The sequence below is a fragment of the Mycetocola sp. genome (genome assembly GCF_025464835.1).
GTDB lineage: Bacteria > Actinomycetota > Actinomycetes > Actinomycetales > Microbacteriaceae > Mycetocola_A.
Genome location: NZ_JAODMP010000008.1, coordinates 65,631 through 91,432 on the forward strand (window position 1 = coordinate 65,631; position 25,802 = coordinate 91,432).

At 66.2% G+C, this 25,802-nt stretch carries 27 protein-coding genes; 4 read left to right on the forward strand and 23 right to left on the reverse strand.

Annotated features, from left to right (window positions below; translation table 11 throughout):
• Nucleotides 1-72: 72 nt before the first annotated feature.
• The 16 genes from JWP90_RS01335 to lysA form a co-directional block, all read right to left on the reverse strand.
• A complete protein-coding gene (locus JWP90_RS01335; protein WP_297358780.1) occupies nt 73-1,188 on the reverse strand; it encodes a bifunctional 2-methylcitrate synthase/citrate synthase in 1,116 nt (371 codons plus the stop codon).
• Between the two features lie 96 nt (nt 1,189-1,284).
• Nucleotides 1,285-2,184 carry a methylisocitrate lyase gene (prpB, locus tag JWP90_RS01340; RefSeq protein WP_297358782.1) on the reverse strand — a complete coding sequence of 300 codons (900 nt, stop codon included), beginning with the start codon at nt 2,182-2,184 and terminating at the stop codon, nt 1,285-1,287.
• A complete protein-coding gene (locus JWP90_RS01345) occupies nt 2,184-3,707 on the reverse strand; it encodes an MmgE/PrpD family protein (protein WP_297358784.1) in 1,524 nt (507 codons plus the stop codon). The genes prpB and JWP90_RS01345 overlap by 1 nt, the downstream gene beginning before the upstream one ends.
• Nucleotides 3,704-4,372 (reverse strand): GntR family transcriptional regulator, encoded by a 669-nt coding sequence (locus JWP90_RS01350; RefSeq protein WP_297358786.1) that lies wholly within the window; start codon nt 4,370-4,372, stop codon nt 3,704-3,706. The genes JWP90_RS01345 and JWP90_RS01350 overlap by 4 nt, the downstream gene beginning before the upstream one ends.
• Before the next feature lie 94 nt (nt 4,373-4,466).
• Nucleotides 4,467-5,501, reverse strand: coding sequence for an enoyl-CoA hydratase/isomerase family protein (locus JWP90_RS01355; protein WP_297358788.1), 1,035 nt, complete (start codon nt 5,499-5,501; stop codon nt 4,467-4,469).
• Nucleotides 5,502-5,633: 132 nt separating this feature from the next.
• Nucleotides 5,634-6,461 carry an NAD(P)-dependent oxidoreductase gene (locus JWP90_RS01360; RefSeq protein WP_297358790.1) on the reverse strand — a complete coding sequence of 276 codons (828 nt, stop codon included), beginning with the start codon at nt 6,459-6,461 and terminating at the stop codon, nt 5,634-5,636.
• A 138-nt stretch (nt 6,462-6,599) separates the two neighbouring features.
• The gene (locus tag JWP90_RS01365; RefSeq protein ID WP_297358792.1) at nt 6,600-7,370 is read right to left on the reverse strand and encodes an enoyl-CoA hydratase/isomerase family protein; all 771 of its coding nucleotides are present in this window, start codon (nt 7,368-7,370) and stop codon (nt 6,600-6,602) included.
• Between the two features lie 116 nt (nt 7,371-7,486).
• Nucleotides 7,487-8,251, reverse strand: coding sequence for a 3-hydroxyacyl-CoA dehydrogenase (locus tag JWP90_RS01370; RefSeq protein WP_297358794.1), 765 nt, complete (start codon nt 8,249-8,251; stop codon nt 7,487-7,489).
• 149 nt (nt 8,252-8,400) lie between these two features.
• Nucleotides 8,401-9,594 carry a thiolase family protein gene (locus JWP90_RS01375; RefSeq protein ID WP_297358796.1) on the reverse strand — a complete coding sequence of 398 codons (1,194 nt, stop codon included), beginning with the start codon at nt 9,592-9,594 and terminating at the stop codon, nt 8,401-8,403.
• Nucleotides 9,595-9,677: 83 nt separating this feature from the next.
• On the reverse strand, nt 9,678-10,919 hold the full coding sequence (locus tag JWP90_RS01380; protein WP_297358798.1) for a dipeptidase: 1,242 nt from the start codon (nt 10,917-10,919) through the stop codon (nt 9,678-9,680).
• A gap of 13 nt (nt 10,920-10,932) precedes the next feature.
• Nucleotides 10,933-11,721 (reverse strand): ABC transporter ATP-binding protein, encoded by a 789-nt coding sequence (locus JWP90_RS01385; RefSeq protein ID WP_297358800.1) that lies wholly within the window; start codon nt 11,719-11,721, stop codon nt 10,933-10,935.
• The gene (locus JWP90_RS01390; RefSeq protein ID WP_297358802.1) at nt 11,718-12,518 is read right to left on the reverse strand and encodes an ABC transporter ATP-binding protein; all 801 of its coding nucleotides are present in this window, start codon (nt 12,516-12,518) and stop codon (nt 11,718-11,720) included. The genes JWP90_RS01385 and JWP90_RS01390 overlap by 4 nt, the downstream gene beginning before the upstream one ends.
• Nucleotides 12,515-13,393, reverse strand: coding sequence for an ABC transporter permease (locus JWP90_RS01395; RefSeq protein ID WP_297358804.1), 879 nt, complete (start codon nt 13,391-13,393; stop codon nt 12,515-12,517). Before JWP90_RS01395 ends, JWP90_RS01390 begins: the two co-directional genes overlap by 4 nt.
• Nucleotides 13,390-14,412: an ABC transporter permease gene (locus JWP90_RS01400; RefSeq protein WP_297358806.1), complete on the reverse strand. Its 1,023-nt coding sequence runs from the start codon at nt 14,410-14,412 to the stop codon at nt 13,390-13,392. The genes JWP90_RS01395 and JWP90_RS01400 overlap by 4 nt, the downstream gene beginning before the upstream one ends.
• A 94-nt stretch (nt 14,413-14,506) precedes the next feature.
• Nucleotides 14,507-16,078 carry an ABC transporter substrate-binding protein gene (locus JWP90_RS01405; RefSeq protein ID WP_297358809.1) on the reverse strand — a complete coding sequence of 524 codons (1,572 nt, stop codon included), beginning with the start codon at nt 16,076-16,078 and terminating at the stop codon, nt 14,507-14,509.
• A 73-nt stretch (nt 16,079-16,151) separates the two neighbouring features.
• Entirely contained in the window at nt 16,152-17,453 is a 1,302-nt protein-coding gene (gene lysA, locus JWP90_RS01410) for a diaminopimelate decarboxylase (RefSeq protein ID WP_297358811.1), read from the reverse strand.
• Nucleotides 17,454-17,598: 145 nt separating this feature from the next.
• Between lysA and JWP90_RS01415 the strand changes: the two genes are divergently transcribed.
• A complete protein-coding gene (locus tag JWP90_RS01415; RefSeq protein ID WP_297358813.1) occupies nt 17,599-19,194 on the forward strand; it encodes a CdaR family transcriptional regulator in 1,596 nt (531 codons plus the stop codon).
• Between the two features lie 64 nt (nt 19,195-19,258).
• Here the strand turns inward: JWP90_RS01415 and JWP90_RS01420 are convergent, their stop codons facing one another.
• Together JWP90_RS01420 and JWP90_RS01425 are read right to left on the reverse strand one after the other, a co-directional pair.
• The gene (locus JWP90_RS01420) at nt 19,259-19,471 is read right to left on the reverse strand and encodes a hypothetical protein (RefSeq protein ID WP_297358815.1); all 213 of its coding nucleotides are present in this window, start codon (nt 19,469-19,471) and stop codon (nt 19,259-19,261) included.
• 97 nt (nt 19,472-19,568) lie between these two features.
• Nucleotides 19,569-20,114 carry an aldolase/citrate lyase family protein gene (locus JWP90_RS01425; RefSeq protein ID WP_297358817.1) on the reverse strand — a complete coding sequence of 182 codons (546 nt, stop codon included), beginning with the start codon at nt 20,112-20,114 and terminating at the stop codon, nt 19,569-19,571.
• A gap of 45 nt (nt 20,115-20,159) precedes the next feature.
• On the opposite strand from JWP90_RS01425, the gene JWP90_RS01430 reads away from it, so the two are divergent.
• Nucleotides 20,160-20,924 (forward strand): IclR family transcriptional regulator, encoded by a 765-nt coding sequence (locus JWP90_RS01430; protein ID WP_297358819.1) that lies wholly within the window; start codon nt 20,160-20,162, stop codon nt 20,922-20,924.
• Nucleotides 20,925-21,048: 124 nt separating this feature from the next.
• Nucleotides 21,049-21,954, forward strand: a complete 906-nt coding sequence (locus tag JWP90_RS01435; RefSeq protein ID WP_297358822.1) for a rhodanese-related sulfurtransferase — start codon at nt 21,049-21,051, stop codon at nt 21,952-21,954.
• Here JWP90_RS01435 and JWP90_RS01440 read toward each other — a convergent pair.
• Nucleotides 21,951-22,202 carry a hypothetical protein gene (locus tag JWP90_RS01440; RefSeq protein WP_297358824.1) on the reverse strand — a complete coding sequence of 84 codons (252 nt, stop codon included), beginning with the start codon at nt 22,200-22,202 and terminating at the stop codon, nt 21,951-21,953. The genes JWP90_RS01435 and JWP90_RS01440 overlap by 4 nt on opposite strands.
• Nucleotides 22,203-22,326: 124 nt before the next feature.
• Nucleotides 22,327-22,548 (reverse strand): hypothetical protein, encoded by a 222-nt coding sequence (locus JWP90_RS01445; protein WP_297358826.1) that lies wholly within the window; start codon nt 22,546-22,548, stop codon nt 22,327-22,329.
• Nucleotides 22,549-22,587: 39 nt separating this feature from the next.
• Here JWP90_RS01445 and JWP90_RS01450 point away from each other — a divergent pair, with 39 nt between their 5' ends.
• A complete protein-coding gene (locus tag JWP90_RS01450; RefSeq protein ID WP_297358828.1) occupies nt 22,588-23,598 on the forward strand; it encodes an MDR family oxidoreductase in 1,011 nt (336 codons plus the stop codon).
• A gap of 43 nt (nt 23,599-23,641) precedes the next feature.
• Here the strand turns inward: JWP90_RS01450 and JWP90_RS01455 are convergent, their stop codons facing one another.
• From JWP90_RS01455 to JWP90_RS01465, 3 genes are all read right to left on the reverse strand, one after another.
• Complete coding sequence (locus tag JWP90_RS01455; protein ID WP_297358830.1) at nt 23,642-24,265, reverse strand: hypothetical protein; 624 nt, start codon at nt 24,263-24,265, stop codon at nt 23,642-23,644.
• Nucleotides 24,266-24,345: 80 nt separating this feature from the next.
• Entirely contained in the window at nt 24,346-25,323 is a 978-nt protein-coding gene (locus JWP90_RS01460; RefSeq protein WP_297358833.1) for a sugar kinase, read from the reverse strand.
• Nucleotides 25,320-25,802: keto-deoxy-phosphogluconate aldolase (locus JWP90_RS01465; RefSeq protein ID WP_297358835.1), on the reverse strand; the 483-nt coding region annotated here is incomplete at its 5' end. The genes JWP90_RS01465 and JWP90_RS01460, both read right to left, overlap by 4 nt.

The window sequence follows — 25,802 nt, forward strand, 5'->3', positions numbered from 1 at the left end:
CAAGGCGCCGCGACGGGCGTGGGGGTGGCTCTGCACCCAGCCCACAACATCCCCGCGACCGGGCGTTTCTGATCAGGCGGGCAGGTGCCGTTCGTCCGGTCCGTTGTAGGCGGACAGCGGGCGGATGAGCGCGTTCGATGCCGCCTGCTCCATGATGTGCGCGGTCCAGCCGACAACCCTCGATGCGACGAACAGCGGGGTGAAGGTCAGCGTGTCGAAGCCCATCAGGGAGTAGGCAGGGCCGGACGGATAGTCGAGGTTGGGCTTGATGTTCTTGCGCGTGATCATCGCCTGTTCGAGCGTCTCGTACAGTTCGAGCATGTCTGGCCGATCGTAGTGCTCGACGAGGGTGTCAAGCGCGGCCTTCATGGTCGGAACGCGCGAGTCACCGTTCTTGTACACCCGATGCCCGAAGCCCATGATCTTGCGTTTGTTGGCGAGAGCGTCCTCGAGCCACGCCTCCGCCTTGTCTGCCGTGTTGATCTCATCGAACGTGTGCATTACCGCTTCGTTGGCTCCCCCGTGCAGAGCACCCTTGAGCGCCCCGATGCCGCCGACGACGGCGGAGTACAGGTCGCTGAGGGTGGACGTGATCACTCGGGCGGTGAAGGTCGACGCGTTGAACGAATGCTCCGCGTACAGGATCATCGACACGTTGAACGCGTCGACGACGACCGTGTCCGGCTCCTCGCCGAACGTCATCCAGAGGAAGTTCTCTGAATAGTTCAGGTCGTCACGGGGTTCGACGAGGTCCTCACCGCGGCGGCGGCGCTGGTCATATGCGACGATTGCCGGCAGCTGGGCGTAGAGCCTGGCGGCCTTGTTCAGACTGGATTCCACGGTCGCCAGGTCGGCGTCCGGGTCGGACGCTCCGATCGCGCTCACGGCCGTGCGAACGACATCCATCGGGTGCGCGGTCGTGGGGATGAGGTCGATGACCGCCTTCACGTTCTCACCGAGCGCACGCTGGCCGCGTTCGACGTCTTCGAAAGCCTTCAGCTCGGCATCCGTTGGCAGCTCGCCGTGCCAGAGCAGGTAGGCGATCTGCTCGAAACGGCAGGAAGCGGCGAGCTCCTGCACCGGATAGCCGCGGTAGAGCAGAGAGTTGGACTCCGGGTTGACCTTGGAGACGGCGGTGTAATCGACGACGACCCCCGCGAGGCCCTTTTTGATGTCGGTCTCTGTCATTCCATGCTCCTCTGCTCCGTTGGCTGGCGCTGGGTTTCAGTCCACCCTATGTACTTGCGGGTCGGCCGCCTATGGCCGTTCGCCAGGCGACCGTATTTATCTGACGACGGTGAAGTTGAACACCGACGTGTCGAAGTGGTTGTAGCCCTCGTAATCGAGCAGCTCGTACAAGTCGGCTCGGTGCTGCATCTCGCCGAGCTTCGACGTGAGCGCCCCCTCCTCGGTGAGCGTGTCGAGAGCGCGTCCTGCTGCGCCCATCGCGATGCGGAGCAGCGACACCGGCCAGATCACGATGTTGATTCCGACGGCGGCGAGCTGGGAGGTTGTGAACAGCTCGCTCTTGCCGAATTCGGTCATGTTCGCCAGGATCGGCACGTCGACGGCGTTGCGGATCGCCTCGAACTCGCTGAGGTCGCGCATGGCCTCGGGGAAGATGGCGTCGGCTCCGGCATCGACCAGTTTCTTCGCCCGGTCGACAGCGGCACCGAGGCCGTCGACGGCGCGGATGTCGGTGCGCGCCATGATCAGGAAGTTGTCGTCCCTGCGCGCGTCTGCGGCAGAGCGGATGCGTTTGAGGGCGGTCGACTCGTCGACGACCTGTTTGCCGTCGAGGTGGCCGCACCGCTTCGGGTTGACCTGGTCCTCGATGTGCATTCCGGCGAGACCGGCATCCTCGAGCTCCTGGATGGTGCGGGCGACGTTCATCGGTTCACCGAAACCGGTGTCGGCGTCGACGAGGGCGGGCAGCTCCGTCATCCTGGCGATCTGTTTCGCCCGGCCGGCCACCTCGGTGAGCGTGGTGAGGCCGATGTCGGGAAGTCCCAGGTCGGCGCTGAGCACGGCGCCGGAGATGTAGACGCCGTCGAAGCCCTTCTGCTCGATCAGCCGGGCTGACAGCGGGTTGAAGGCGCCGGGGAACTGGAGCAGTTCGCCGCCGGCGAGCCGTTCGCGGAAGATCCGCCTCTTGTCTTCAGGCGTGGTCGTCGAGTACAGCATCAGAACAGTCCTTTCGGGGATGGCACCGAAGCGAGAACCCCGGGAGCGGCCTGGATGGTGAGACCGCCGAGTTCCTCGGCGGTGAGCTCGGGCAGGCGCTGGACGAGCTCGAGGAACCGCTCGATCTCCTCCGGTTCGAGAACGTCAGCGGCGAGGGAGCGGAACTTTTCGATGTAGTCCTCGCGGGCGAACGGCCGGGCGCCCAGCGGGTGAGCGTCGGCAACGGCGATCTCGTCGACGATCGTCGTGCCATCCGTCAGCACGATCTCCACCCGGCCGCCGAACGCCTTCTCCGCCGGGTCGAGTGAGTGGTACCGTCTGGTCCACTCCTCGTCCTCCTGGGTTGTGACCCGGTTCCACAGGGCCACGGTGTCTTCCCGGTTGGCGCGGGCGGGAGAGTACGAGTCGACGTGGTGCCAGCGGCCGTCCTGCAGTGCGACCGTGAAGATGTACGGAATCGAGTGGTCGAGTGTCTCCCGGGACGCGGACGGGTCGTACTTCTGCGGGTCGTTGGCTCCCGATCCGATCACGTAGTGGGTGTGATGCGAGGTGTGGATGACAATGCGGTCGATCGCGCTGGGTTCAAGAAGTTCGGGATGCTCGGAGTGCAGCTTGCGGGCGAGGTCGATCCAGGCCTGGGCCTGGTATTCCGCCGAGTGCTCCTTGGTGTAGCTGTCGAGGATGGCCAGCTTGGGCTCACCCTGCTCGGGCAACGGCACGTCGTAATTGGCATCAGGCCCGTCGAGAAGCCAGGCGATCACGCCGTCTTCACCCTCGTAGATCGGTTCGGGCGAGGTCTGCCCGCGCATGGCCCTGTCGACGGCTTCGACCGCCATTTTGCCGGCGAAGGCCGGAGCGTGGGCCTTCCAGGTGGAGATCTGGCCCTTCCTGGACTGGCGGGTTGCCGTCGTGGTGTGGAGTGCCTGGCCGACGGCCTGGAAGATCGTCTCGACGTCGAGGCCAAGCAGGGTGCCGATACCGGCTGCCGCGGATGGGCCGAGATGGGCGACGTGGTCGATCTTGTGCTTGTGCAGGCTGATCGCCTTGACCAGGTCGATCTGGATCTCGTAGCCGGTGGCGATGCCACGCACGAGGTCGCGCCCCGTCGCTCCGACATGCTGGGCGACGGCGACGATCGGCGGAATGTTGTCGCCGGGGTGTGAGTAATCGGCGGCGAGGAACGTGTCGTGGTAGTCCAGTTCTCGCACGGCGACGCCGTTCGCCCAGGCCGCCCACTCGGGGCTGACGCGACGGCCGGCATCCGACCCGAACACCGTCGAGCCGTCGCCACCGGTGGTCACGGGGTGTGCCAGGGCTTGCGCGCGAGCGGAGACGACCGGTGCCCGGGTGAGGGATGCCGCGGCGACGGCAGCGTTGTCGATCACCCGGTTGATGATCATGTCGGTGACCTCGGCGGATACCTCGACCGGATCGGCGGCGACCTCAGCGATCGCCCACGCGAGTTGCCCGGTGCGTTCGAGGTTCTCTTCGCTTCTGTGGACCCTCAGGTGGCGGCTCTTCATGGTGTTCCCTTCGTGGAGGACGGGGCGATGACGGCGGGGGCGCCCGCGGCGGCGAGGAGATTCGCGAGACTTTTGCGCAGGTGAACAGCGGTGGCCTGAGCGGCGAGCGTCTCGTCGCGGTCGAGGATGGCCTCGACGATGAGCAGGTGCTCGGACACCGACTCCGTCAGGCGGGCGGGGTTGTCCTGGGCGAGCCGGCGGATGCGGGCGAGGTGATTGCGCAGGCCCGCGAGCGAGGCGAGGAGGAACGGGTTGGCGACGGCGTCGTCGATCGCGGCGTCGAGGCGCGCGACGAGGTCGTAGTACCCGCTTGCTCCGTGCGCGAGGCCGGCCGGCGCGGACAGGAAGTCCTGGCGCAGCTGCTCGAAGGCCTCGGTGTTCCGGCGCCGGGCCGCCAGCCGCGCCGCCTGGGTCTCCAGCGCCTCACGCAGTTCGAACAGCTCGGGGAGGTTCGCCGGTGAGACGTCGGTCACGACGCCGGCCCGGCCGCGCTGGGTGTTCACGAGCCCCTCGGCTGCCAGCCGGGTGATGGCCTCGCGCAGCGGGGTTCGAGAGATACCGAGACGTTCGGACTGCTCTGTTTCGCCGAGCACGGTGCCGGGGGCGAGACGCCACGAAAGGATGTCTTCCTTCAGGACGTCGTAGGCCCGGTCGCTTGCTCGCACGAGTACAGCATACGCCGTCGAGCCCGACCGGTATACAGGGCAGGGCAAAATAGGACCATAACGACCCCGTTGCGCCGACTCCGTATACCTATGTTCAGTGCCGCGGCGGGATGTGGTTCAGCGCGACCTCCGCCACGTTCGCCGGCACGGCTGCCAGAGTCGACGGCATCCACCGCGGTTTGTTGTCCTTGTCGATCAGCCGCGCACGGATTCCTTCGGTCCAGTCGGGCTGCTCGGCAAGCCACGACGACACCCGGTATTCCTGCGCCAGCGACTCCCGGAGGGTGTCGAGGCGGCGAGCGGCCCTCACGGCGGCGAGCGCCACGGTGAGGGCGAGCGGGGACAGCCGGGTGAGGTCGTTGGCTGCGGCGCCGGCGTGCGTGTCGGACTCGGCGCCGAGGCGCTCGAGAATGTCCGCGACGCTGTCGCAGGAGTAGCACCGGTCGATCCAGCTCCGGTGTGCCAGCAGTTCGGACGGTGGCGGTGTCTCGTCGAACAGGAGGATGATTTCGGCCGGGGAGCCAGGGTCTGCCCGCTCCCCGAGGGCCTGGTAGAGGTGCGGGAGCCGCTCTGATGGCACGTAATAATCCGCGAAACCGCACGCGAGCGCATCCGACGGGGTCATTGTCGCGGCGTTGAGGGCGAGGTAGGTGCCGAGCTCACCTGGGGCGCGGGCGAGGAGGTAGGTGCCGCCGACATCCGGGCTGAAGCCGATGCGGGTTTCGGGCATGGCGACGCGGCTCTCCTCCGTGACGATACGGATGCTGGCGTGCGCGGACGCCCCAACGCCGCCGCCCATGGTGATGCCGTCCATGATCGAGATGAACGGCTTGGGGTATTCGTCGATGATGGCGCAGAGCTCATACTCGTCGTGCCAGAAGTGCCGCGAGAGGTCGTTGCGGCCGGCGAGAGCGTTTGCGTGCAGGGCGCGGATGTCTCCGCCGGCGCTGAGTCCCCGCTTCCCGGCACCGTCGAGGACGACGAGGGACACCTCGGGATCGTGGCGCCAGGAGGCCAGCGCGTCCCGGATACCGAGAACCATTGCGTGGTTGATGGCGTTGAGAGCTTCGGGGCGGTTGAGGGTGATCCGGCCGACGCCGTCGGCGACACTCGTTCGAAGTTCACCCACGCCCACTCCCTCCCGCTCCTGCCACATCACTTCGAGCCTAGACCCGCGAGATCACCCTCTCCGGACGGATGCACCCGGTATGCCGGGGGTGGCGCCGACCGGAACGGGTGGGTTGGCGCGGATCGGACGCCGCTACAGGAAGATGTCGGGGAACAGGTCCTTCTCGTCGACACCGGGGGAGTACTGAGCGAAGTCGGTGACTCCGGCGTCGATCAGCACGTCCTCGACGATGAGGGACTGGCCCGTGTACTCACGTGACGGCTTGATGAGGACCTCGTAGGCCGCATCCGCGTAGATCTCCGGCGTCCGGCTCCGGGCGAGGAGGGCCTCACCGCCCAGGATGTTGCCGACCGCGGCGGTCTTGATCGTCGTGCGCGGCCACAGTGTGTTGGCGGCGATGCCGTCACGGGCGAACTCGGCGGCGAAGCCGAGGGTCACGAGCGACATTCCGTACTTCGCGAGGGTGTAGCCGGTGTGGGCGCCGAGCCACTTCGGGTCGAGGTTGATCGGCGGGCTGAGCGACAGGATGTGGGCGTTCTCGGCCTCCTTGAGGTGCGGGAGTGCCGCGCGGGACAGCATGAAAGTGCCGCGCATGTTGACGTCCTGCATGAGGTCGAACCGTTTCGGTTCCAGGTCGAGCGTGCGGGCGAGGCTGATCACGCTGGCGTTGTTGACGACGATGTCGATGCCGCCGAACGCCGACACCCCCTGTGCGACGGCGCCGGCGATGTCCTCGTCGTTCCGCACATCGCCGACGACGGCGAGCGCGTGGCCACCAGCTTCGTGGATGGCCTCGGCGGCGGTGTGGATCGTGCCCTCGAGCCGGGGGTCTGGGGTGTCTGTTTTGGCGAGCAGAACGACGTTGGCGCCGTCGCGTGCGGCGCGGACGGCGATGGCGAGGCCGATGCCGCGGCTTCCGCCCGACATGAGGAGGGTCTTTCCGGCAAGTGGTGCGGTCATGGAATCACTTTCGTTGGAGGGCTGAGGGGAGCGGATGCCGCGGGGCCGGGTTCGAATTCACCCGTTCCGGACGGATTCACCCGGCGTAGCGGGTGTTTCCGTCCAGGGTGGGTGTACTCGCCGTCGCGCGGGCGGGCGCTAGCGCCGGGCGGAGCGGGCGAGGAACGCGCCGATCCGCGCCTGGGCATCCGGAGTTTCGAACGCCGCCCCGATGGTGCGGGCCTCGTCGTCGAGCGCGGTGGCGTAGTCGCGACCGACCCCGCCACGGAGGAGCCGCTTGGCCTGACCGAACGCTGCGGTGGCACCGGCCAGCCAGCCGGCGGCGATCTCGCGAGCGCGGGCATCCGTCTCGCCGTCGGCGACGACCTCGGACACGAGGCCCCAGTCGAGCGCCTCGTCGGCGGTGAGCGACCGGCTGGTCAGGGTGAGCTGGAGCGCGCGACGCATGCCGACGGCCTGGGGCAGGAGCGTGGACACACCGCAATCGGGGGTGAGGCCGATGTCGGCGTACTTCGAGACGAACTTCGCCGAGGTCGAGGCGACGATGTAGTCGGCGACGAGCATGAACCCGAGCCCTCCGCCGGCCACTGCACCGTTCACCGCCGCGACGATCGGCTTCGGCATCGCCGACAGCGAACGGTGCCCCTCGTGGATGATGTCGGCGAACTCCCCGATCGAGCTCACGCTGCCGCCCATCGCGGACATCTCGGCGACGTCTCCGCCTGCGCAGAATGCGGGGCCGACCGCATCGAGCAGCACCGCTCCGACATCGGAGCGTTCGGCGACTTCCGCGGCGATGTCCCGCCAGGCCTGCGCGGCCTCGGCGTTGATCGCGTTCAGCCGCTGCGGGCGGTTGAGGGTGATCCGGGCGAGTCCGTTGTCGACGGTGAGAAGGATGCTGTCGGTCATGCGGTCACTTTCGTTGCGGGCGGGTGGGGTGTGGGGGCACTCGGTGCGGACGAACTCACCCGGCGCGCCGGGTGATGCCGACCGGAACGGATGTCTCCGATCGGAGAATGCACCCGCTACTTCGGCGCCATCCGAATGGCGCCGTCCAGGCGGATGGTCTCGCCGTTCAGGTAGGGGTTCTCGATGATGTGCTGAACGAGCGACGCATACTCGCCCGGTCGGCCGAGCCGGGACGGGAACGGCACCTGTTCGCCGAGCGAATCCTGGGCGGCCTGCGGCAGTCCCTGGAGCATCGGGGTCTCCATGATGCCCGGGGCGATGGTGTTGACCCGGATGCCGTAGCGGGCGAATTCCCGCGCGAGCGGCAACGTCATCGCGTGCACTCCACCCTTCGACGCAGCATAGGCAGGCTGACCGATCTGCCCGTCGAACGCCGCAACGGATGCCGTGTTGACGATCACGCCACGCTCCCCCTCGGCATCCGGCTCAGACTCCGCCATCGCAGCGGCGGCGAGACGTACGACGTTGAACGTGCCGATCAGGTTGATCTCAAGCACCCGGGTGAAGGTCGCGAGGGGCAAGGTGCCGTCCTTGCCGAGGACCTTGCCCGGTGTCGCGACGCCTGCGCAATTGACGACGATCCGGAGTGGTGCGAGCGCGACCGCAGCGTCCACGGCTGTCTGCACCTCGTTCTCGTTCGACACGTCGGCAGCGACGAAACGGGCGTTCTCGCCGAGCCGTGCCGCGGCATCCGCACCGGCCGACGACGGCAGGTCCACGATCACGACCGAGACTCCGGCCGCGGCCAGACGGGTGGCGGTGGCGTTGCCGAGCCCTGATGCTCCCCCGGTGATGAGGGCGGATGCTCCGTCAAGCTTCATTGCGAGATCCTCTCGGTACTGAGCGGGTGTGCTGCGAGCCTAGGGGGCGGCTGGCTGGCACTCCGCTCCCGTTGTCGGCGGCGGCTGTCCGCGCTCCCGTTGCCGTGCGGCGCTGTTGTGCCGGATCTACAACGCCCGGTCGAGCCGGATCAGATCCGCTCGATGATGGTGGCGTTTGCCATGCCGCCGCCCTCACACATCGTCTGCAGCCCGTATCTGCCACCGCCGGTACGGAGGGCGTTGACGAGGGTGGCGAGGAGCCGGGTCCCGGACGCACCGAGCGGGTGGCCGAGCGCGATGGCGCCGCCCCACGGGTTCAGCCGGGCGGCGTCCACGTCGAACTCCCGCTGCCAGACGAGCGGTACCGAGGCGAAGGCCTCGTTCACCTCGAACACGTCGATGTCGTCGATTCTGATGCCTGTGCGGTCGAGCACCCGCCGCGTCGCCGGGAGGATGCCGGTGAGCATCTCGATCGGGTCGCTGCCCACCTGGGCGAAGCCCACGAATCGTGCGAGCGGGGTCAGCCCAAGCTCCTCGGCTTTCTCTTCGCTCATGATCAACGCCGCGGATGCGCCGTCGGTGAGCGGCGACGAGTTGCCCGCCGTGATGTTCCAGCCGATTTCAGGGAACCGCTCTGCGTACGCGTCCTCGCGGAACGCTGGCGGGAGGTTTGCGAGGCCGTCAGCCGTGGTGCCGCGCCTCACCGTCTCATCGATACTGAACCGGGTGGTGCTGCCATCGGCCGTGGTCACGGTGACCGGAACAACCTCCGGCAGGAACAGTCCGCGGTCGATGGCGGATGCCGCCCGCGCGTGGGATTCAGCGGCGTACGCGTCGAGCTCCGCCCGGCTGATCTTCCAGCGGGACGCGATGAGTTCAGCGGAGATGCCCTGGTGGACGAACCCGTCCGGGTACCGGCCCCGAAGCATGGGCCCTGCGGCATCCTCGCCGCGCGTGGCGTAACCGATCGGCTGGCGGCTCATCTGCTCGACACCGCACGCGACCACGATGTCACTCGTTCCGCTGAGGATGGACTGCGCGGCGAACTGGGCCGCCTGCTGGCTCGACCCGCACTGGCGGTCGATGGTGGTACCAGGGACGCTCTCGGGGAACCCGGCGGCGAGCACAGCGTTGCGAGCGATGTTCGACGACTGCCGACCGGCCTGGGTGACGCAGCCGGCGATCACGTCGTCGACCAGCGCGGGGTCGATGCCGGTCCGCTCCACGAGCTGCTGGAGAGTTTGCGCGAGCAAGTCGACGGGGTGGATCTCACTGAGCCCCCCACCCGGTTTGCCCCGCCCGGATGCGGTGCGAATGGCGTCGATGAGAACGGCACGCGACATGAGACCTCCTGCGATGGCTGGCTATCTTGAGCGTACGACGGATGCCGCCACTCGGGCCAGCGGCTGACCTGCAGCCTTCGGCACTAGGGAAGTGTGGGCCAGAGCGGCTCAGCGCTCGAATCTTCCACGGCTCGCATCACTCGGAGGACATTCCCGCCGGCGAGCTTCGCCAGTTCGCTTCTCGACCAGCCTCGAGTGCGCAGTTCCTCGGCGAGGGCGGGGTACGCGCTCACGTCGTCGAGCCCGATGGGCAGCGCGGTCGTACCGTCGAAATCGCCGCCCAGCGCGATGTGGTCGATCCCCGCGACGTCTCGGGCGTGTTCCACGTGGTCGGCGACGTCCGTGACGTGCACCGGGGGCGGCGGATTGCGATCAAGCCAGGCCGAGAGCGAGTCGACGGAGGCCGTTGGCGTCCCGTCACGTTCCCTGGCCAGGTCGTTTCGTGCCAGCGCCGATTCGGCGGACTCGCCTGGGCGTGGCGCCGACGCGAAGGGCGCCGGCATCCGTGCCTCGGCGAACCACTCCTCGGTGCGTCTCCTGTCCCAGCCGGCGTACGCCTCTGACACGAATTCCGACACGAATGTGATGTGGACGACTCCACCGTTCCTGGCGAGTTCACCCAGCACCCGGTCTGACACATTCCGTGGATGTTCCGTGACGGCACGCGCAGACGAATGGGAGAAGATCACCGGCGCTGACGTTACCGATAGGGCGTCGAGTTGTGTCGACTCGGCGGTGTGGGACAGGTCGACGATCATCCCGATCCTGTTCATCTCCGCGACGATGGCCTTCCCGACGGAGCTGAGCCCGGTTGACTGTCGGACTCCGGTCGCCGAGGCCGCCCAGGTTGTGTCGTCGTTGTGGGTGAGGGTCATGTACCGCACTCCGAGACGAGCGAACATCCGAAGGGCGCCGACGGATTCCGCAATGGAATGCCCGCCTTCGATTCCGAGCAGCGACGCAATCCGGCCAGATGCGAACACGCGCTCCACATCATCGGCGGTGCTGGCTGGCGCGAAGACCTGCGGGTACCGCGCGGTAAGGCGGTGCACGGCATCCACCTGCTCAAGCGTCGCCACGACCGCGGCGTCCTCGGGAAGGTCCGATGGCACCCATACGGACCAGAACTGCGCACCGACGCGACCCTCCCTCAGTCGCGGGATGTCGGTGTGCAGCTCGGTTCGGCGGCTGTCGAGTCCCTCCACCGAGTAACCGGCACGCGTCCGGAGGGCAACGGGAAGGTCATTGTGACCGTCGATCAGCAACAAATCGTCGAGCGCGCCGTCCACTCGCAGCGGCGGCGTTCTCTGCTCTTCGTTGTTCACTCGCGGCTCCCGTTCAGACCGTTGCCGGCAGCCGTCCGAGGCCATCGACCGCTGGGATCGCGGAAAGCAACCGCTCGGTGTACTCATTCTGTGGTGCGTTCCAGACCTGTGCAACCGGACCCTTTTCGACGATCACTCCTCGATTCATCACGGCGACGTCGTCGGCAATGACTCGCACGACGGCAAGGTCGTGTGAGATGAACAGGAGCGCGGCGTCGCTCTCGAGAGCCAGCTTGCGCATCAGCCGCGCGATTTTCGCCTGCAGGGACGCGTCCAGCGATGCGATCGCTTCGTCCCCAATCAAGAGGTCGGGCCCAGCAGCGATCGCCCTGGCGATCGCGATCCGTTGACGTTGGCCGCCGGAGAACTCATGGGGATAGCGCGCAATGCTCGAGCGGTCCAGTTCAACCTCGTCGAGCAGCCCGGCGACCGTCCAGGTGTCCGGCCGCGGATTGGCCCGGAGTCCGTCTTCGATCTGGCTGCCGATCGTGCGTCGCGGATTGAGGGAGGCAAACGGGTTCTGGAAGACCATCTGGATGGCGACCAGCTCGCGCGGACGCCGGCCAAACCCCAGCCGCCCCACCTGTCGCCCGTTGAAGGAGATGCTTCCCGACTCCACCGGCTCAAGACCGCAGATGGAGCGGGCAAGCGTCGACTTGCCGCATCCGGATTCACCGACCAGGCCGAGTACCTCTCCCCTGCCCAGGCTGAGGGTGACGTCGTTGACCGCGGTCAGGCGGCCGACTCCCGGCTGCCGGTAACTCACGGTGACGTTGCGGATGTCGAGGAGTGGATCCGTCACAGTGCCTTCTCCTTCTGTGTTCCCCAGGATTCCGAGCGGGGCAGCGACTCGATCAGTGACCGCGTGTACTCCTCCCGCGGCGCGGTGATCACGTCGAAACGCGAGCCCTCCTCAACGATCTCGCCGTGGCGCAGAACGATGATGCGGTCGGCCACGGCCGACATCACGCCGAGGTCATGGGTCACGAGGAGCACCGCGAGGTCGAGGTCGGTGCACAACTGCCGCAGGAGCCGCAGGATGCCGGCCTGCACCGTCACATCGAGGGCCGTGGTGGGTTCGTCGGCGATCAGGACCTTCGGATTGCAGATGATGGCACCGGCGATGGCGATCCGCTGCAGCTGCCCTCCGGAGAATTCGTGTGGGTACTTCTTGAGCGCTGACCGCGGGTTCGGGACACGCAGGTTGTCGAGCGTCTCAACGGCTCGCGTTGCCGCGTCGCGCCGGCTGAGTCCCGCATGGTGTCTGAGGTGGTCCGTGATCTGGGTTTCGATGGTCAGCATCGGGTGAAGCGCGGCCGACGGATCCTGGAAGACCATGGCGATCTCCTTGCCCCGGATCGCCCGCAGCGAGCGCTCCTCGAGGCCGACCAGGTTCCTGCCGTCGTATTCGATCTCGCCCCCGACACGCGCCGCCGCCGGCTGGAGGCCACACACCGTCATCCCGGTCATTGTCTTCCCCGAGCCCGATTCGCCGGCCAGGCCGGTTATCGTCCCTGCCGGCACATCGAAGCTGATGCCGCGAAGAATGTCGACAGCTCCGATCGCGAGGGTGAGGTCGCGGATCTTCAAGCCACTCATCGTTTACCGCCGTTCACGGCTTTCGCCATCGTCGGGTCCAGGGAATCACGGAGGGAGTCGCCGACGAGGTTGAACGCCACCACGACGGTGAGGATCGCCAGGCCGGGGAAGAGAGCGATCCACCACGACGAGAATTGGTGGACACCGTCCGAGACCATTGCGCCCCAGTCCGCAAGCGGCGGCACGGCACCGAGGCCGAGGAACGACAGGCCGGAGAGTTCGAGGATGGCAGCCCCGACGTTGAGAGTGGCGAGTACCAGCACCGGCGAGATGACGTTGGGCAGCACATCCCGCCACAGCGAGGTGAGCGCGCTGGCCCCCAGCAGCCGACCCGCGACGACGTACTCGTTCTGACGCGCGACCATGACGAGGGAGCGGGCGACCCGCGCATAACCCGGCCACGACACGACGAGCATCGCGATGAAGGCATTCGTCAGGCTGGGGCCGAGAGCCGCGGCGATGACGAGGGCGAGGATGATCGTCGGGAACGCGAAGACGAGGTCGGCGACCCGCATGATCACCTCATCCAGGACCTTGCCGAAGTACCCGGCGATGGCCCCGAGCACGGTTCCGAGAATCATCGAGCTCACGACGACGAGCAGGGCGAGCGGCAGCGAGATGCGGGCACCGTGAATGACCCGCGACAGGATGTCCCGGCCGACCGCATCCGTACCGAGGATGTTCGTTCCACCGGGTTCCTGAAGGCGGGGAAATGACTGCGCAAGCGGATCGGCCGGCGCGATCCACGGTGCCAGGACGGCGGCCACCACCCAGACGGCGATGATGGACGCTCCAATGACCCCCAGGGGGGATCGCAGGGCTTTGGGCAGGGCGAATCGTCGTGGTCGCGACCTGGTGTTCTCGACGGCGGTCATGCCCTTCTCACTCTCGGATCAAGGAAGCCGTAGAGGACGTCGACGGCGAGGTTGATCAATATGTAGGTGATTCCGACCACCAGGCCCACTCCCATGACTGCCGGGAGGTCGAGCCTGGTGGCGCCGTTGTACGCGTATTCGCCGATGCCATGCCAGGCGAAGACTTTCTCAGTCAGCACAGCGCCGGAGAGGAGCGAACCGAATGCGATTCCGAGCACCGTGATGATGGGGACCAGAGCGCCGCGGAGCACGTATCGGAGCGTCACCGCCGATGAGGGAAGTCCTTTCGCTCGAGCCGCCCGCACATAGTCGAGGCTGAGGACGTCGAGGACGGATGACCGGGCGAACCTCGTCAACAGCCCGATGGTGCTCAGCGCGAGCACTGTCCCGGGGAGGATGAGGTGGCTGAGGGCGTCACCGAACGTTGCCCACTGCCCAGCCAAGACCGAATCGATGGTGTAGAAACCGGTCACGTTCGGCGGCGGTACCGCACCCGGAGAAAGCCTGCCCGATCCGGGAAGCAGACGGAGTTGGTAGAAGACCACGTAGTACGCGACCAGCGCCAGCCAGAACGTGGGTGCTGAAATACCCAACAGGCTGACGAGCCGGATCACATGGTCGACTGTCTTGCCCCGGCGAAGGGCGGCCATCAGGCCAAGGCCGATACCGACCAGGATGGAGAGCAGGATCGCCGCGGTCGCGAGTTCGGCGGTCGCCGGAAAGGCCCGTTGCAGTTCGAGAGCCACCGGCGTCCGAGTCTGAACCGAGACGCCGAAGTCCCCTTGGAGCAGATTTCCCAGATACGTGACGTACTGAACCGGGAGCGGCTTATCGAGGCCCATGTCTTCCCGGAACTGCTGCACGATCGCGGGATTGGCGGACGCTTGTTCGCCGAGCGCCGCCTGCACTGGATCGCCCGGCACGAGGTTCGCGAGGGTGAAGGTCACAAGGGTGATCCCGAAGGCGAGCACCACACCGATTCCCAGCCTCGTGAGGAGGTACCGGGCAAGGGGGTGCACGACGCCGCGGGTGCGGGGCGCGGTATCGGCCGAGTTCTGAGGCGGAGTTGCAGAACCAGGGTTTTCACCCTCCGTCTCTGCAACCCCGGCCTCGTCACTCAATGCTTGCGAGGTCAATCGTCCACACCGAGTTCGAGGTGAATCCCGTGATCGACTTCGCGGTCACGATGTTGCCGACGGGCTGGAAGAGCGCGATGAACGGCCCGTCCTCGTTGAGGGCAACCTGGAGCTCCTCATAGGCTGCTCCGCGGTCGTCGAAGGATGCCGCTTGCGCCGCGGCCCGAAGGCGCTCGACCCGTTCAGCATCGCCGGCGAGCCAGCCGGCTCGTTTACCGAGATTCTCCCCAGGCGCGAAGGCGATGTAGTTCTGCGGGTCCGGGTAGTCGGCTCCCCAGGACCAGATGCCCATTTCTTCCTTGCCGGCCCGGTAGTTATCGAGTTCGGTGGCCTCTGGGGCCGCCGCAAGGGTGACGTTGATTCCGACGTCCTTCAGCTGTGACTGCACGGTCTCGGCGAGGGGCTGGAGGGCGATGCCGGACACAGTGACGTCGTTGGCGTAGTGGAGAACGACTTCCTCACCGGCGTACCCCGATGCTTTCAGGGACTCCTTCGCTGCGGCGAGGTCGAACTGGTTCCCCCGTTCGGTGGGAAGCGTGCCGACGAACATCGAGGGGACGACACCACCTGGCCGCTCGGCGCCCTTTCCGGCGAGAGCGAGGATCTTGTCGTAGTCGAGCGCCGACTTCACGGCCGTGCTGAAATCAGGGTTAGACGTTATCGTGCTGATCGACGGGTCCTGATTCAGCATCATGTAGATGGTGTACCTCGACGGAGCCGATTTGATGTTCAGTTCGTCCGCAGACAGTTCCGCGACCTGGTCCGGGTTCAGGTCGATCGCGACCTGGGATTCGCCCGCTTGCACGTTGAGCTTCTGCGTCTCACCGATGACATTACGGACGACGATGCGCGAGTACGCGGGCTGATCTCCGCGGTACTCCGGGTTCGCCGCCAGAACGATCTGCGAGGTCGCGTCGTATGACTCGAGAATGTAGGGACCAGAGCCGGCTGATGTGCCATTCAGGAAGCTTTCCGACGCATCATCCGAATCGACGCTTCCGCCGTTCTCCGTGAGCAGCTTCGAGTTGATGATGCCGAGGCTCGGGTTGGGCAGGAGATACGCGAGGGTCGGGTTCGGCGTTTCGGAGGTCAGGGTCAGCGTGGTGTCCGACGTCTTGGCGATCGTGACGCCATCGAGCAGGAACGACGGATTCCCGGCGATCCCCTGGACCCGCTGCAGCGAGAAGACGGCATCGTCGACCGTGATCGGTGACCCGTCGGAGAACGCGCCGCCGTCCTTCATCGTCAGCGTCATGACCTTGTCTTCATCGGACAGCACGTAGGACGCGAGCCCATCGACGGGTTTAGACACATCGTCGCCGTTGAAGGTGAGAAGCGTCTCGTAAAGCACGTGATTCACCAACGTTCCCGTGCGCTCGAAGGATCGGCCCGGATCGAGCGTCTTGACGTCGAAGGACATGTCGACGACCAGTGAAGCTCCTTCCTTCTTGTCCGGCTGATCGCCCGCTGGCGCACAACCGGCGAGAGCGAGAAGGGCGAGCGCCGCGACCCCCGCGGTTACCGCTCGGCCGAGAAAGTGATGCCTCATGATGTTCCCTTCGATTGCTGTCGTCTGTGATGAGCGAGCTGGTGGAGCAAGCTGGTGGAGCGAGATTGCGGGTTTACCAGGAACCCTGCAGAGCAGGGCGGTGCAGGTGCAGCAGGTCTTCGTAAGTCTGTCGTTCCGCCCCGAGGCGGCTCATTCCCTCAGCACAGAAGATGATCGGCGGGATGAGTGCGCCGTTGTAGTTGTTCGCCATCGTGTACGCGTAAGCACCGGTCATCGGCATCGCAAGCAGGTCCCCCCTCTGTGGCCGGGACAGTTTCACCTCGCCGACCAGCAGATCTCCTGACTCACACTGTCGTCCGACGACGTCGCTGAGAACGGTTCTGGGTTCGGTCATCCGAGTTGCGATGACTGCGTCATAGCGCTGCCCGGTGAGCGCGATGTCGAGATTGTCCGCCATGCCTCCGTCGACCGCTACGAATGTTTTTGCTGTGCTTTTCACCGTGTTCACCGAGTAGAGCGTGATTCCGGCGCGGGCCACGATGGACCGGCCGGGTTCGATCATCAGTTTGGCGGATGCCGGCAGTAGTTCACGGGCGGCCGCCACGATGACATCGAGGTACTCTTCCACGCTCGGGGCGGTCTCGCCGTCGGTGTATGGGACGCCGAGGCCACCGCCGATGTCGTAGGTGGAGAAGGGTCCGAGTTCTGCCACGGACCGTACGGCACTGGCGAAGGGTGCGGAGTCGAGGATCTGCGATCCCACGTGCACGTGAATCCCGTCCAGTCGCAGCAACGGGCTCGCATTCACCCGTTCGATGGCTTGTCGGAGCTGGTCGACCGGAAGCCCGAACTTCGAATCGTGGCCGCCCGTCGCCTGCGAGGCGTGGGTTTGGGTTTCAATCCCCGGGATCATCCGCAGGAGCACGCCCTGGCGTGTGGTGGCAAGCCTGTCGAGTCGGTCGAGGTCATCGAAATTGTCGACGACGATGCCGCGGATGCCGGCATCCAAGGCCATCTGGATTTCGGTGTCCGACTTCGAGTTCCCGTGCAGATAGATTCGGTCGGGGTCGACGCCTGCCGCCAGTGCCATGACCAGTTCACCGCCGCCGGCGACATCTACGCTGAGGCCCTCGGACTGGGCGATTGCATACATTGCGACACAGGGCAATGACTTGGACGCGAAGAGCACTTCGGAGTTCGGCCACCTGGCGCTCAAGCCATCGATGAATCGTCGGATCTGGCGTCGCAGGCCGATCTCATCGACCAGATAGGCAGGGGTGCCGTACTGTGCTGCGAGTTCGCTCACGGGACAGCCACCGATGACGAGTTCGCCCTCCTCGGTGATGTCGGCTTCCTCGGGAAATCTCTCGAGGAGCTGCGCCCTCGTGGAGTTCCCCTCCTGCTGAGCCGTCATAGGTTTCCTCACTGTGGTGCGCGACACGCTCGCGCCTGAGAACATCATCCTTCGAATGCCGACCGAGGGCGTTAGCCGAGGCGCTAAGCTTCGGCTCAGACCCTTGGCCGATCCGCCAATCCGCACCCGACGAGCGAGGATGCCCATGGACCCCGTAATCCGACCCCTGACCGTCGGCGGACTCATCGACACGCTCGGGAGCCAGCTGCTCTGGTCGGCCGCTGGTACGACCGGTCTCCACCGACCGGTGTCGATACCGATCATGTACGACCCGCTCGAGGAGATACCGGACGTCCCTGGCGGCATCCTGTTGCTCATCGGGCTGGAACCGGGCTCAGCGGACTTCGATCGCGTGACCAGGGAAGCGGGGCTGCGCGGTCTCAGCGCGATCATCTTCAAACGGCGCGGGGCAGACGCCGAGACAAGGGCCGGGCTCGACGCCGACGCGGGTGTCGCGAAGCTGACGGTCGTCGACGATGTCCCGTGGAGCCATGTCGGAAACCTGATCGCTGCGGCGATGAGGAGCCGCTCGATGTCGGGAGAGGCGGACAACGGTGCGGGCAGCGACCTGTTCGTTCTCGCGAACGCGGTTGCCACGGCGCTGGGGGGTTCTGCCGCCATTGAGGACTCGGATCGGAACGTCCTTGCCTACTCGACGCTCGAGCATCATCCCATGGACGAGTTGAGGAGGAACGGGATCCTGGCCCGGCAGGTCCCCGACCTGCCCAAACATAACAAGCAATACCGCGAAGTGATGCTCACCGAAGGGGTCGTGCATTTTCCACTTGACCCCTCCGATGGGGAGCTGCCACGCTGCGCCGCCGCCATTCGGGCCGGCAAAGAGGAGCTGGGCTCGATCTGGGTGATCGAAGACGGAGGACCGGTGAGCCGCGACGCCGAAGTAGTGCTGCTCGAAGCCACGCGTCTCGCTGCCGTGCAGATGCTCTATGCGCGCGATTCGGTCAATGTCGAGCGCCAGGTACGAGCGGAATGGCTGCGGTCTGTTCTCGACGGCTCGGGAATCGCGTCAAGCACAGCTGGGCGGTTCGGGATCGCGCCGGACACTTCCGCCCTGGTTGTCGCCTTCATGTTCGCCGCCGATGCGGCGTCGGCCGAATCGCCGGTGCAGCCGTTGGTACGCCAGCTGGTCACAGCTCTTGAACAGTATTTCGGCGTTCTGCGCGCGAACGTGTCTTGCACCTCCATCGGGCCGATTGCCTACCTGCTGTTGCCCTCCGTCCGCGATGTCGCCTCTGCGACCCGGCTTGTAGAGGGCGCGGCCTCCACAGTCAAGACCCGTCTCGGCCGTGAGGTGTTCGCCGCCATCAGCTCGCCAGCGGCTGGAGCTGCCGACATCGCCGTCCAGAGGCACGAGGTCGACGAGGTGCTTTCCGTCCTCTCCAACGATCGGCGGTTGCCGCACATCTCAACTGCCGCCCAGATCCATTCACAGGTATTTTTGATGCATCTCGCCCGGGAACTCGGGGACACACCAACGTTTCGGCATCCCGGAGTGCGAGCGTTGATCGAGCACGACAGCACACGGCGCACCGCCTACCGAGCGAGCCTATGCGCCTGGTTCTCCGCGATGGGCGACGTCGGCGCCGCCGCCCGGGAACTCACCGTGCACCCGAACACGTTGCGATACCGAATCAGGCGCGCCGAATCACTCTTCGGTCTCCGACTGGACAACCCGGACGAGCAGTTGGCCGTCTGGCTCCAGCTGCGCCTGTCGGGCTGACCCGGGAGGCGGCGCCGACTCGCGGCGAGCGCACGTGCAGAGCGGATCGGCGCCCGCGTGCCGATCATGTCGATGTCGGCATGAGGCCGATCGCGACCGTGGCGACACCCATGATCGTCAGGGTGATCACGAGGGTCTTCTTGCGCTCGATCCGGTCGCCGATGTGGCTGAAGATGATGCCGATGACGGGGCGGATCAGGAACGCGAGCGCGAGCATCTGGCTTCCGACGGGGTCACCTGACGGCACGAACAGGGGGCCGAAGGCGAGAGCCGACATGGTGCGTCGAGGACGTCGTCGTACCCCTCGACGGCACTGCCGACAGCGCTGCCGACAGCGCTGCCGAAGAGTGCGCCCCGACGGGTCGGCCCGTCGATCAGTTGGAATTGTCCACCGGGGCGGGAGCCTCCGGGAGCGTGGCCATGAAAAAGGACCTGTCGTCCTTGCAGGGTAATTCTCTGAGGTCCGCCGACGCGGCGCCGGAGAGGAAGGAAACATCGGTGCCGATGAGCAACAGCCGGGCACCGCGGTCGCGGTAGAAAGCTGTCTGATCGGCGTCCGCGCAGTGGATGCCGACCTGGCGTCCAGCCGCGAGGGCAGTCTCGAAGATGCGGGATACGACATCCGTGTGTTCGGTGCTGCCGATAGCGGCACCGAGGCTTGCGGCGAGATCGGCCGGGCCGATCAGGATGACGTCGATGCCGTCGATGCCGTCGATGCCGTCGATCTCGTCGGCGGCGTCGAGGCCGGCGGGTTTCGACCATGGCGACGATGACGAGCTCGTCGTTGGCGTCGAAACATCCGCTTCGGTGCGGTGGGTGGCGACCCGCACGTAGCTGACGCCGGCGGATGCCGCCCGTTTGAGGTCGGAGATCGTGCCGACGCCCGGGGCAGCGTCGCGATGCGATCGAGGCGTTCTCAAGTGGGCGCATTTGCGGCTGAGTTCTTTCCCCGCTATTCATAAGGCATGGCCCGACTCACCCCCGCCGTGTTGCGCACTCTCGACATCCTCGAGTTGTTCCTCAATGACAGCAAACCGCTCAGCGCACCGGACGTGGTTCGAAAGACCGGGCTTCCCCGTACGTCTGTCCACGAACTCCTGGCGACCCTCGTCGCCAGGGAGTACCTGCAGAAGGACGAGATCACCGGCACCTACCGACTGGGGGTACGGCTTCTCCAGCTCGGCAACGCCTACTCGGCACGGTTCGACATGCTCTCAACGGCCAACGACGTCGCGCGCGAGCTCGCCGCATCGAGCGGCGAGACCGTCAGCGTCGCCCTGCTCGAGGGAGGCGACGTGTTCTACCTGGCGAAAATCGAGAGCCGCGACAACCTCCGACTGCCCTCCAGCATCGGCCAGCGACTGCCGGCCACTGTCACCGGCCTCGGCAAGGCCCTGCTCGCCTACGCGTCGCCGCAGTCGCTGGCTGCCCGCTTGCCTGACCCCGAGAATCTGCCGCGGATGACCGAGCACAGCATCGGCACCCTCGCGGAACTGGAAGCGGAACTCGCCCGCATCCGGAAGCGGGGAGTCGCTTTCGAGAACGAGGAATCGACACCGCACATCCGCTGTGCCGCGGCCCCGGTCCGGGATGGCGGAGGAGCCGTTGTGGCCGCGATCAGCATTTCCGTGTCGACGGCGCGGTGGGCACAACATCCCGAGGATCACTGGGTGGACCTCGTCACGGCCGGCGCCGCACGCTTCTCTGCGCTGCTGGGCTTTCCGGCGTGAGCACGCTCAACGGGAGCCGGGCATCGAGGCTGAGCGATTCTTCCTGTTGAGCGCTCCAGGGACCCGGATCGTCCCGTTGCGCGCATCCGGCGGCTGCCCAGCGAACGGCAGCTAAAATCGACCCGTGGCCATTTCGAAGATCCTCCTCTACTACGTCTTCACGCCACTCGCCGACCCTGACGCGGTCAGGCTCTGGCAGAGAGACCTCGCGGAATCTCTGAACCTGCGCGGGCGCATCCTGCTCTCGAAGGACGGGCTCAACGGCACAATCGGTGGTGAGCTCACGGCGGTCAAGAAATACCTGCGGAAGACTCGGGAGTACCCGGCGTTCAAGAACCTCGACGTCAAGTGGTCAGAGGGCACCGGTCTCGACGAGGGCGGTGCGAGCCTCGACTTTCCGCGGCTCGTGGTCAAGGTACGCGACGAGATCGTCTCATTCGGAGCCCCGGGTGAACTCGAGGTCAACGCGAACGGCGTCGTGGGCGGCGGTACGAAGCTGCAGCCGAGTGAACTGCACGACCTCGTAGCCGAACGCGGCGATGACGTTGTCTTTTTCGACGGCCGCAATTCCTTCGAGGCGGAGATCGGTCGTTTCAAGGATGCGATCGTCCCCGACGTGTCGAACACCCGCGAGTTCGTGGCGGAACTGGACAGCGGCAAATACGACCACCTCAAGGACAAGCCGGTCGTCACCTACTGCACCGGCGGCATCCGCTGCGAAGTCCTGTCCGGGCTGATGAAGAGCCGTGGCTTCGGCGAGGTGTATCAGCTCGACGGTGGGGTCGTCCGCTACGGCGAGACCTATGGCGACGACGGCCTGTGGGAAGGCTCGCTTTACGTGTTCGACAACCGGATGTCGATGGACTTCTCCGACCATGCGGCGGTGGTCGGGTCGTGCGCCTTCTGTGGTGCGGCGTCACGTCACATGCAAAACTGCGCGGACCCCTCCTGCCGAACCCAGCTGGTTCTCTGCGCCGAGCACGCGGCCGCGGCGCCCCGATGTGAGACGCACGCGGCTCTCGCGGGCTAACCGTCGGTGCGACCGTCGATCTGGTCGTTGAGAATCTCGTCCGCCGCATCCGGATCGGCGTCGTCGGTGTTGTAGTGCTCCTTGAGCACCTCGTTGTCACCCTCATAGTCCTGGGCGCGCAGCTCAGGAGAGGAGACGATGTCTTCGCTGAATCCCTGGTCGACGAACTGCGCGTCGACGACTTCGGGTGTCGCGGCGAGGCCGTCCGGCAGGGCGTTCTTCGGTGAGCCGTTCTCGATGTCACTCATGGGATGTTCCTCTCGTTGCGTTGCCTTCGACGCTAGGCGGGTCGGCGTGATGGCGGCAAGGGCCTTGCGCTGCGGCGCACGTCTTGCAGGAGAACGAACGCTTTGCAGGACCAAACTCGAGAAATCATCCTGCAAACCGTGCGATCTCCTCGAAACCGTGCCATCCATCAGCGCCGCCACCTCTGCACCCGCCTGCGCCGACATCCGCGCCGCTTCGATCGCCCGCGGTTTGGATGATCGTGCCGTCGAGGATCTCCATGAACGCCGTCGCTGCCACGAGAAGGGCGAGCGGTCGGTTGAGGGTGGTCCCTGATTTCGACGGGCTCAGTCCACGGAGCGGGGGCATTTCCCCGTTCTGCCCTCGCGCCACCCCTAGGCTGGTCGCATGACGACGACGTTCCAGGCCTGGTGGGTTTCGAAGCAGGCGGATGCCTCAGGAGCCGCCACGCAGACGGCATCCCTTCGCGAACTCGCCGACGGCGATCTGATCGCCGGTGACACCGTCATCGCGGTCGAGTATTCGAGCATCAACTACAAGGATGCACTCGCGCTGTGCGGTCGACCTGGCGTGGTGAGGAACTGGCCCCTCATCCCGGGCATCGACCTCGTTGGAACCGTGGAATCCTCCGATTCGATGGATTGGGCGCCCGGCGACACGGTTGTCCTGAACGGCGCCGGGCTCGGTGAGAGCGCCCATGGCGGGCTGGCGCAGCGTGCCCGGGTGGACGGCTCCGCACTGGTCCGCGTCCCTGAGGCTCTCGGCTCGCTTCGTTCTGCCGCCGTCGGAACAGCGGGCTTCACGGCAATGTTGTCGGTGCTCGCTGTCGAGCGCCACGGTGTCACGCCAGGAGACGGACCCGTACTTGTCACCGGTGCGGCCGGGGGCGTCGGTTCGGTCGCCGTTGCGCTTCTCGCCGGGCTGGGCTTCACCGTGGTGGCGTCGACCGGACGCGCGGAAAAGGAAGCGGCGTATCTGACGACGCTCGGTGCCGCGGAGATCCTCGACCGGGCCGGCCTCTCAGAGCCGGGGAAACCCATGCAGTCACAGCGCTACGCTGCCGTCGTCGACGCGGTGGGGAGCCACACCCTGGTCAATGCGATCGCTCAGCTGAACTCCGGCGGAGTGGCGACCACGTGCGGACTCGCCCAGGGTGCCGACCTGCCGGGTAGCGTCCTGCCGTTCATCCTCCGCGGCGTCAGCCTCGCCGGAATCAACTCGGTCGACGCCTCCCTCGCGCGGAGGCAGGAAGCGTGGGCTCGGCTCGAGCGCGATCTGGACGTCGACCTGCTCGACGGGATGACCGACGTGGTCCCTCTCGCCACGGCGAAGGAGAACGCCGAGCGGCTCCTGGCCGGCGAGGTTCGCGGGAGGACGGTCGTCGACGTCAACGCCTGAGCCGGGCCGCCCGCGGAGGCACAGCGAGCAGCCGGGGCCCGGCTCAGACCGCGTCTGTGGGTGTGCTGTCCTCTGTCGCAGGAGTTGTCTTCGGGGTCTTCGCCGCCTTCGGGCGGCGAGCGGGAGCCCGTGTCTTTGCCGCAGCCGCTGCCGTTTTCGGCGTGACGATGGCCGATCCGTCGACGGTGATGTCTGCGGGCGCTGAATCGACTCCGGCGGCTGGCGCATCGGCATCCGTCTTGGGAGCCACCACACGCTTGGGCTTCGGCGTGACCTGCGGCGTCGTCTTGCGGGCGCGCGGCGACTTCTTCACCGGCTTCGCGTCGAGTTGCAGCTTGGATACGAGCTCCATGCCGTGTTTGGTGGTGATGATCAGGCGAGAGAATTCCTCGTCGGCTGTATCGATGACGACCGACGGTTTCGTGCCCTTGAGCACGAGGAAGTCCTTGCCGCCGTGGAACTTCCACTGCCCAACCGCGAGGGTGAGAGGAATGGCTGTCCCTGGCGCACGGATGCCACGCACCCAGATCCACGGATCATCCGTCAGAGTGGCTGAGCGGATCGACGAGCGCGGTACCACGATGTTCTCCCGGCGCAGCGAAAGCGTCTTCTCAGCGGTCGACAAAATGACTTCAAGACGATCGGAGTGCAACAGGAGTCGAGCCATGCCCCTAGTCTGCCCGTGACCTGCGACAATTCCCGTCGTGAAACCTCACAAAGAGATAACGTCCAGCTTGTTGGTGGTTCTCACCGACTGACCGGGTCGCCGCCGTTCCCGTCCAGCCATGCGATGTCGCTGCGGGTGGGAGCTGACTCCCAATCGCCCTGAGCAAGGCAGGCGAACGCACCGCACCGCACTGCCAGGTCGAGTCGCGCGCCCGCGTCCCCACCGCGGGTCCATTCGACCAGCCACCCCGCCGCGAACGCGTCCCCTGCTCCCACGGTGTCGACCACTGCGACCGGGATCGCGGACCGCTGCGTGATGGCGCCATTCCGCCACTTCTCCAGAGCGCCGAGTTCACCGAGCTTGACGACAGCATGCTGTGGACCAAGCGCAAGGATGGCGTCGAGTTGCCGTTGGGGGTCCGCGTGACCCGTGAGGATCGCCGCTTCGTCGTCGCCGGCGAAAACGACGTCCGCGCGCTCCGCCAGACTTCGATACGACTGCACAATGCCATCGATGTCGTCAACGAGAGAGCTGCGATGGTTCACATCGAAGGCCACCAGCGTTCCCGCGGACTTCGCGAAGTCAATGGCGGCGTGAGCGGCAGCCAGAGGGTCCGACCCGAGGGCAGCCGAGATGCCAGTGATGAAGAGGACTTTCGCGTCGGAGACAGCACTCGGTGCCACGTCAGATGGATTGAGCCGACTTCCCGCCTGGCCTCGGCGGTAATAGGTGATGCGGCTCGCGCCGGGGTACGGGCGTTCCTTCAGCATGAGAGCCGTCGGAGCATCGGTGTCGCGGGTCGGATGGACGGACACTCCCTCGGCACGCAGTTCACGCACGATGAGGTCACCGATCGCGTCGGACCCGACCCTGCCGATCCAGGCGGCGGCCCCTCCGAGGCGCTGAACCCCGATGGCCACGTTGCTTTCTGCGCCCCCGAAGGTGACCTGCAGGCCCCCGCCGAGGGAGAGGCGCCCTGTTCGATCGTTCACGATGAGTCCCAGGCTCTCGCCGAGAACGACGACATCATGTGTCCTGGTGGCAGAAAGTGATGTCATGAGGATGCCTTAACCGCTTCAAGCGCGCGCTCGGCCACCGCTTTCGCACCCTGCGCCGCGGGCTGGACGATCCAGCTCCCGCTCGCCGCGAACACCGCGGGATGCGCCAGGTGTGCGGCTAGGTTCGCAGGCCCGATGCCGCCAGACGGCATGAACTGGACGTCGCGGAACACGGCCGCGTAGGCCTCGATCAGCGCGATCCCGCCGAACACGCCGGCGGGAAAGAGTTTGACGCGCGTCAGCCCCGCCGCGCGGGCAGACTGGATCTCTGTTGGGGTGAGAACACCCGGCACGATCGGAAGATTCGCTCCACGTACATAGTTCACCACTTCCAGATCAAGACCGGGCGTAACGATGAACGCAGCTCCCGCGTCGATCGCAGCGCGCGCCTGGTCAATCGAAAGCACCGTGCCGGCACCCACCAGAATGTCTCCTCGGTCAGCGAGATGCTTCAGCGCCGGCAATCCGAGATCGCCCCG